General features: G+C 64.0%; 1 protein-coding gene. It reads right to left on the reverse strand.

Annotated features, from left to right (window positions below):
- A partial coding sequence (locus SB751_RS33135; protein ID WP_410749387.1) for an arginine deiminase family protein occupies window positions 1–253 on the reverse strand: 253 nt, incomplete at both ends.

Consider the following 253-nt stretch of genomic DNA (forward strand, 5'->3'; position numbering starts at 1 on the left):
CGTGCCATGAAATCCGGTGCAATCAGGACGCAGTCGCGGTCGGCGAACGTGAATACGGTGTCGAGATGCATGGCCGCGCGGATCTTCGGCATGGCCGCCACGATGACCCGCTCGGCGGCGCCGCGGTTGAACAAGGTCGCCGCGAGCTGGCTGATGGCCTGGCGAGACGTGCGTTCGCTCATGCCGATGAGTACCGTCTTGTTGCCGATCGGCATGACATCGCCACCCTCGAGCGTGGCCAATCCGTGATCTT

It is taken from the genome of Cupriavidus sp. SIMBA_020 (genome assembly GCF_046535395.1).
GTDB lineage: Bacteria > Pseudomonadota > Gammaproteobacteria > Burkholderiales > Burkholderiaceae > Cupriavidus > Cupriavidus campinensis.